The following is a 428-nucleotide window of genomic DNA, read 5'->3' as shown; positions in this document are numbered from 1 at the left end:
AACTCCCCACCATTGCTTTTAAGATGCTGGTGCCAGTTCATGAGGTTGATCCCCATAAAAAGGAGAAGAAGCAAAATTGCTACCTTCTCCATCGAACCCGAAACAGTTTCCATCAGCTGATAAGCTGTCTCATTATAGTCTTTCAGACTCATGGTTAGTTGATCAAGTGTGGATTGGTTCATAAAACCACCTCCTTTTTCTTCCTCATACTAACCAAGGGATTGAAGACCTGTTGCCAAAGCTGTAAAAAGAGCTTTTAGAACTGCCCCAAGAAGAGCTCCTAGAATCAAACTTTGTATTCCTTTATCCTTCTTGTCATCCAATTCACGTTTGATTCCTACTGCTAAGTCCCAGGCTCCCCAAGCAGCCCAACCAATACCAATAATCCCACCGATATTTCCAATTTTGTTAATAAAATCTACAACTGC

At 41.4% G+C, this 428-nt stretch carries 1 protein-coding gene and 1 pseudogene; both read right to left on the bottom strand.

Features of this window, described 5'->3' with window-relative positions; translation table 11 throughout:
* Positions 1-182, bottom strand: a pseudogene (locus tag CBI42_RS11385) (hypothetical protein); the annotation flags it as partial.
* A gap of 27 nt (positions 183-209) precedes the next feature.
* Positions 210-428, bottom strand: a 219-nt coding sequence (locus CBI42_RS11380) for a hypothetical protein (RefSeq protein ID WP_142294137.1), incomplete at its 5' end; no start/stop codon positions are given.

It is taken from the genome of Streptococcus sp. KR, assembly GCF_002238115.1.
Taxonomy (GTDB): Bacteria; Bacillota; Bacilli; order Lactobacillales; family Streptococcaceae; genus Streptococcus.
The sequence above is the reverse complement of the archived record's forward strand: the minus strand, read 5'-3'. Positions and strand labels throughout refer to the sequence as shown.